Below are 7,431 nucleotides of genomic sequence, written 5' to 3'. Positions count from 1 at the left end.
ATTTTATTATTCATTCCAATAATAAATTAACTAATATTTTCTTCATATTTTTAAAATTAACAAGGTGCTTGCTTGCAAGCACCTTGTATTAATTTAGATTATTAACAAGCTACAACTTCATAAGTTTCCCAAGTAAACAATCCGAAAAAGATGAATGGTATGTATGAGTACCAATACAGCCGTTTTCAAAAACGTGTACAAATTGTGCCGTAATTCTTGCATTTGACGGCGTAGAAAATAATAATGTTGAGGCTAATAAGCCACCGAATAAAAGTGTTTTTACTTTTTTCATTGTTTTAAAATTTTAAATTTATAAATAATTTTGTTTGTTTATTTCGGCAAACAAACTTCTTTTTCCTACATCTGTTTTTTTCTTTGAGTAACAAATAAATCTCGCAATTCGTAGCTACGGAATATTTTTAAGAACGTTTTTTTTATGCGCAATATTGTCATAAGGTTTCTGCCAACGTCTCGTGGCTTGCAGAAGTTGGGGATTTGGTTAGCCTGAACTTCGATTAATCACTGATCACAAAAGTACAAAACAATGTGTAAAGTCAAGACTAAAACCCCAATTTTTGCAAACCGCTGTTGGCAGAAGTTTTTTTCAGTTCTTCTATGATTTTTTTACTAAAATTTGGTTCAATCGAGTTGATAAAGTGTAACCAACCATAGATTCTATCTCTATTAATTATTACTTCAATCATTATTAAGTCTCGTATTTCAGGATTTTTTAATTGATATTTTTTTATTTTTAACTTTTTAATTATGTGCTCTTCATATCCGTATTTTTTTATGTAATATGCTTCTAATCTTAATTCACGTTTAATTTTTTTTGGAATTCTTGGGAAATTACTATCAAATACTGAAAGTCCTGTAACATACTGTTTTTGACCTCTTTTCATAAGTTTTGTTTTTGATTCATTTAGTTCAAAACCATACTTATTAATTATTGTTGTTAAAACTTGAAGATTTAAAGAATTCGAATTACTTGAAAAATATAAGTCATCGGCATAACGGGTATAATTTATTGTTTTATCAATATTTTCTAAAATATCCAAATCCATTTCTAGTGCAACAATATTGGCTAATATTGGACTTGTGCTAAAACCTTGTACTAAAAATCCATTTACACACGCAATATTTGAAATCCATTCAGAAACATTATTATTTACTCCTAGTTTGTTTAATGATTCAATAATTTGATTTTGTGTTATTGATTCAAAAAAGTTTTTTATGTCTAAAGTAAGAATTTGTTTTTGTGATAAATGAACAAAAGCATTTGTTTTAATATTTTTTTTAAAGACAAAGCCTTGAACGCATTCTAATGGTTTGTAAATTTTTGATAACTCACTATTTAATATTTTTTGACAAAATTCTAATTCGTGACTTAATGCTTTATGAATAGTTCGATAACCTAAATTTGCATTTCTTTTTTCTATATAAAACTTTTCAATTGCAATTGTATTTTCAAGTATTTTGAAATCTACATTTTGATTGTTTTTATGGTCTATTACTATGTGTTCTTTTGAATTGATAGAATCTAAAAAAGTCTCTCTAGATCTAATTAAATATAAAAATTGGCTTTTTGTTTTGACTTGAAGTAAATTCATATTTAATAAATTAAGTGGGCGTTAGGGTAAGGTAGATAGTAATTTATTCTATTAATCGGATACGAACTCATATCCATAATTTTACCCTAACTACCCACTATATTCTCTTTTCAAATTTATTAGATTAATTTTTTTATCATCTGTTTTCTTTCTGCTCAAATATACATTTTTATCTAAGATATTTATAACACCAATTTTTGGAGATATTAAATTGAAGTTTTTCTCCATTCTTTCATCATTTTTATCACTTTTCAAGATACTATAAAGAATGTAATTCAAATAATCAATAATTGACAAATTAATTAATTCTTTACCAGATATATGATATTCAAGTTCATATGATTTATCGTAGGATTCAAAAATATCCTTCAGGATATTTTTGAATGATTTTTTCGCAATCTCAATGTTTTCAAAATAAAATATATTTTTATCATCCTTGTTACTTTCGATTCTATCATTTATTAGTTTTTTTAAAAACATTTCGAATATTTCATAATCTTCGTTTTCAATTTTTAAATTTTTAAAATAATCAGATGTTTTATTTACAACTACAAAATAAGCTCTGAAATTAAAATAATGTAAACGTTTATAATAATGTTTTCTAACATCTGGATGGTTTTCTACTGCGTGAAAACCTTGTAATTCAATAGTTTCTATGTCTTCTATGAAATAATCATCATTTAAAATTTCATTTTTTATTTCGTTTATCGTTCTTAATAAAGTTTCAGGTGAATCTGTTTTTACACATCCGTGTATAAAAACAGTTGAGTTGTTATTTATATGACCTGCTTCATCAATATAAAAATAGTTAGTTTTTTTCATTCGTATTTTTAAGTTCTGTTTTCGCGGTTTCACAAAATTTCTGCCAACGTTTTGGGGCTTGGCGAAGGTGGGGAAATCGAAGCACAAATGTTCAATTTAGCACAAATGTTTATTAGAATTCCAAATGTTCAATTCAGCACTAAAGCCCCACTTTTGCCAAACCCCTGTTATGTGCAGTTTATTTTTCATTCCGTTGTGTTGTCGGTTATCCATTGTATTAGGTCTGAACTTACTTTTGAGTTTTTGTAAAACCAATCTGTACTTTGAATTCTAAAAAATCTCCAACCTGCTCTTTCTAATATTAATTGTCTATTTATATCTTCTTGAATTTTCACAATGCCTGAATGATAAGTGAAACCGTCACATTCAATTGCTATTTTTTTATTGTTTATAATAAGTCCAAAGTCTATACAATATTTTCCGACTTCAAATTGAGGATATAGATAATCTCCTAATCCATTATTGTAAAGTAATTTGCAAACGCTTTTTTCAAAATCGCCTGAATTTGCATCTGTCTTATTTAATAGTGATTGTAAATTTTTTGTTGAAGTAGGTTTGTTAGTTTGATTTTGAATATTGGCGTAATAGTCTATTAATTTTTTTCTATAACAATCTTGGTTCATAATGCCAACTGCATCAGGATGGATGCTGTGAATAACAACAGATTTTTCCTTTGCTCTACTTGCAGCAACATTAAAAATTCGCATATATTCTTCAGTTGTTGCGGCTCTTGGTGGTTTAATCTCAAAACGATTTTCTTTTTCAACAATGCTATGACTGGCTGTAATCGTCATATACATAATATCTCTTTCATCGCCTTGAAATTCTCTTGACGTTCCAATTAGCAATTCAAGTTTGTCTTCAAATTGTTTAATAAGTTCATTCTGTGATATTTGACGAATAAGTTGATTTTGGTGTTTTATATTACTGCTGTCTAAAGTCAATATTCCAATTGTTGGCAATCTTTTAATTTGCTGTTCTTGAAATTGAATTATATAATTTTCAATTTCGTCAATTACTTTTTGTACAATTAATGGTTTGTATTCATCGTCTAAATTATCTTCGACATAATGAATTTCAATTGGTTCTCCGAAAGTTTTTTTCAGTCGCTGTTTTTAGTGGAACAATATCAGAATTATAGACGTACTTGTTTGAATAACCAATGATTTCGGGTAAACATCTAAAATGTTCCGTAAGTGTTACAATGTTTGGATAAATAACTCCACTGATTGTGTAAATACTGTTGTTTTTATTGTTTACGTCAAACTGTGTTTTAAATCTATGTGATATTAAATATTTGTCAAGTAGTTCATTTGTTCTATCAATAGTAAATAAACTTCTGTCTGCAACTACAGAAGTTTGATTTTCATCGCCTACTATTAAACATTTTTTACAACGAAAAACTAAATTCAAACTGCTTATATCACATTGACTTGCTTCATCAATAATCAATAAGTCAAATTGTTCAGGTGAAGCATCAGGAAAAAATGTAACTGCTGTATCTTGTGGCATAATCCAAATAGGAACTGCACCTTTTGCTACTTGCATATTTGTTATTGCTGATGCAATATTTCTTGCTGTATTTTTTCCGTAACCTTTGCCAATATTAATTAAGTCATTTAACCAAGCATTTAAAGCCGCTTTTTGAGTATCGCTAACTTTTCTTGATTTATGATACCAAGTTTTGTATGATATTGTTTCTGCTGTTTGTTTTTCAATACTTCGTTTCAAAGTTTGAAGATTGGCTAAAAGTTTTTCCGAACCATTGGTTTGTGATGTTACAAAAGTTAGAAAATCATTTAGTTTTAAATTGAAAATATCCAACTCAATTATTTTTTTATCAATTGTGTATTGGTCATCAATTAAACATTTATTTTTTACAAACAATGCTGTTTGAGGTAGTGTTTTGCTAATATCGTTTAACAATTTTTCAAACGCTAATGATTGACTTTGTTTTTCTCTACACTTTCTATATTCGTCTAAATAGAGTTCGTAACTTGACCTATCTGTATTTTCAATTGCGTCTGCAATTTTATAAATTATAGGATGTGGTTTTGAATGAGTAATTAATTTCTGTTTGATTTCTTGTAAAAAGGTTGAGATTGAAACAAATTCAGCATAATAATTCACATTCTTGATGTAGCTAATTTTTTCTATTAAATCGTCAGATGTGATTGAAACTTGTGGTAAATTTCTTGTTTTTAATTGCGAATTAAATTCAATTATTTCTTTTGCAAATTCTACCGTAAAATCAAGTTCTTTTAATGTTTCTTGAATGTTATTTTGCTTCGTAATGCCAAAGTTATTTAGGTATTTATTAAAAGTTATAGAAAGTTGTTTTAAACATTTTAATCTGTTTATTTCGATTTCTAATATTTTAAATTGGTCAATTTCATTTACTGGATTGAAATTCAGCTTACACTCAAAAAAACGTTTTAATGGTTTTTCTAATGTGTTTTTAGTAAACCAATTAAGTGTTTTGTTTTGACCAAATTTTACAATTATTTGATTTATTTGTTGATGTAAAATGTCAGCGTCTGTATCTTGAACTGCTGACAAATCAACTTCGTAAGACAAAAGTTTACTATTTGCAACTTCAATCTGTTTTCTTAATCCATCATTTTCGTTGATGATATTAACTAAAACATCAAGCCTAAAATTAGGATGCTTGTATACCTGTTCTGCAATTAAGTTTGTTTTGAATGTTCTAAAAATATTTTCATAATTGAGAATAATATTTTTTAGATTTTCGTCTATCGAATTTGTTGGTATGTTACTGTAATCTAATGGATTAATTTTTTCATTAATTTCCTTTAGATTAATATCATATTTCCTAATCTCATTTAAGTCAATAAAAGCATTATCATTTAAAAACTGAAAGTTTATTAATTCAAAATCATCTCTTTTGAGATTGTTGCCAATTGCTACTAAATCAACTAATTTTTCTGCTATGCCATTTGTTTCAGTTTCGTAAGAAACTGTATCTTTTAAGAATTGATTTTCGTAATTTGTTTGTTCAAAATGGTAAACAGCCCAATCGTAAGCTGATTTATTTTCAAGTTCATTTGTTATTGGGTTGAAAATCTTAAGCGTTAAAGTGTTTGCTTGAACTGCTTTGTAAATTTGATTTAACGTGTTTGCGTAATTACTTTCTAAATTGGTTAATTGCCTTTCTAATTCTGTAACTTTTGCCTCTTCATATCTCTGTGCCAAATTTCTGATAATAGCATTAACAGAACCCTTTAAACTTTCATTTCCTTTGCCTTCATTTACTAACGAAACAGCAAGTTCTTGAATTCCAATTGGCAATTTATCTTTTAATACGCTTAATGCTTTTGCATTATGTGAAACTACAAGTATAGATTTTCCTTGTGCAACAAAGTGAGAAATTAGGTTTGCAATAGTATGACTTTTGCCTGTTCCTGGTGGTCCTTTTACGGTTACTGCATCTTGCTCGTTTAATCGTTTTGCAATTTCAAATTGTTCTTCATTGTAAGGTAACGGAAACAAGGAACGATGTTTTACTTCTCCAAAATCTGCTGATTGAGATTTACTTTCATTATTTTGAAATTGGTTTGTGTTTGATTGCGTTTCAATTTCAATTTCTAATCCATCTATTGAAAATAGTTTTTTGAAAAAATCTGGAATTAGTTGAAGATTTCCACTTGCTTGTAATTCATTTATTTTGTTGATTATATTATTTGCATCTTTTGAAATAGCAAGTTTACTTTCAATAATTTTGGTTTGAATTATTGGTGAAAAACTAAAGGTTAATTGATTTTCAATTGGTGTTTTTTGAAAAGAGTAATTTAATGTTTCTTCATTGAAAAAGGCATATTGTTTTTTAGTAAAAACGCTTAATATTTCTAACCCTTTGTCAAAATATTCAGTTCTTATAAAATCACTTTCAAAAATAAATTCACGTTGCTGTGAATTGAAACTATCAATATTTAGTAAAACATCTTTTTTGCGTTCTTCAATTATTAATTGATTTTCATTTTGAAAATGATTATCTAATAATTCCACAAAAAATTGTTCGCAAAATATTTTACTTGAAAAAGTGTCAAATTCTAATTTGAATTCTTGGCTTTTAAGAGATAGTTTTAATGGAACATTAAAAAGAAAATTTTTATAGTCTTGGTTTCCAATTTTTCCACAAACTAAACCAAATGAAATATAAATTCTTTTGTTGTCTTTTCCTTTTAATTCATAATGTAGCGTATGTAAGGCATCGTAAATTCGATTTGTCTTAAAAGGCAATTCAAATTTTTGATAGAATTCTGAAAATTCTTTTTGAAAGTTGTTTGCTATTTTTAAAAGTGTTGGATTGTCTGCAAGAACTATTTTGACTTTTAGTTCTGGTTTTCGCAAGAATTTATTGTCTGTTAAATCAATCCAATCTACCAAAGAATTTGGTAAAGATAAATCGAACAAAGACGTTAGTCTTTGTTCCTTGTATTTTTCTAAATCATTTATTCTTTGTGTCGATTGTTCAAATTTTTCAACTGTTTCAATTTCTTGTTTAATTGTAAGTATTGGAATTTCGTTACTTCTATTAATTTCAATCCAACTTTCAAGTTCTTTTGGCTGTTTGGGTTCGTCAGGTATTGCAATTCGTCTTAACTTTAGTAAAAAGTCAAGTGGATTTAAATTGTTGTTAATCGCTAAACTAAATTCTGCAATGTTTTTCTGTTCGCATTTTTTAGCAAGTGTCAAAAGTTCTCCAACTTCCCAAAAGTTAACATTCTTTGATTTTGGATTGTTTTTGTCTTTTTCAAAGTCAAAACAAGTGTCCGATGAATTGTACAAGTCCCTTATGTAGTAAAATAGATTTTGTAATGGCGTCATACTTTTTTCTCTGAATGTCAGTTATTGTTGGTCGTCTCGGTTAAATTGCACATAACGTCTTGCGGCTTTGCTCAGTGGCTTGAAATTCAAGACTGAACATTACAAATATAGAAATTAGATTGGAGTTAACAGCGTTTTTTCGCAAGAAAAA

At 27.6% G+C, this 7,431-nt stretch carries 4 protein-coding genes; all 4 read right to left on the bottom strand.

The window, feature by feature from the left end; translation table 11 throughout:
• Window positions 1–560: 560 nt before the first annotated feature.
• The gene (locus ACH2BO_RS09305) at window positions 561–1,610 is read right to left on the bottom strand and encodes a reverse transcriptase family protein (protein WP_395044473.1); all 1,050 of its coding nucleotides are present in this window, start codon (window positions 1,608–1,610) and stop codon (window positions 561–563) included.
• A 90-nt stretch (window positions 1,611–1,700) separates the two neighbouring features.
• A complete protein-coding gene (locus ACH2BO_RS09300; RefSeq protein WP_395044472.1) occupies window positions 1,701–2,432 on the bottom strand; it encodes a hypothetical protein in 732 nt (243 codons plus the stop codon).
• Window positions 2,433–2,617: 185 nt separating this feature from the next.
• Window positions 2,618–3,394, bottom strand: a complete 777-nt coding sequence (locus ACH2BO_RS09295; RefSeq protein ID WP_395044471.1) for a DUF559 domain-containing protein — start codon at window positions 3,392–3,394, stop codon at window positions 2,618–2,620.
• 115 nt (window positions 3,395–3,509) lie between these two features.
• Entirely contained in the window at window positions 3,510–7,280 is a 3,771-nt protein-coding gene (locus ACH2BO_RS09290) for an AAA domain-containing protein (protein WP_395044470.1), read from the bottom strand.
• Window positions 7,281–7,431 lie beyond the last annotated feature (151 nt).

The sequence above is a fragment of the Flavobacterium sp. genome (genome assembly GCF_043773265.1).
Classification (GTDB): Bacteria; Bacteroidota; Bacteroidia; order Flavobacteriales; family Flavobacteriaceae; genus Flavobacterium.
The sequence above is the reverse complement of the archived record's forward strand: the minus strand, read 5'-3'. Positions and strand labels throughout refer to the sequence as shown.

What these genes read in the sequence shown, in the direction of transcription:
- ACH2BO_RS09305 (WP_395044473.1), bottom strand. Translation starts at nt 1,610, where the DNA reads ATGAATTTACTTCAAGTCAAAACAAAAAGCCAATTTTTATATTTAATT.
- ACH2BO_RS09300 (WP_395044472.1), bottom strand. Translation starts at nt 2,432, where the DNA reads ATGAAAAAAACTAACTATTTTTATATTGATGAAGCAGGTCATATAAAT.
- ACH2BO_RS09290 (WP_395044470.1), bottom strand. Translation starts at nt 7,280, where the DNA reads ATGACGCCATTACAAAATCTATTTTACTACATAAGGGACTTGTACAAT.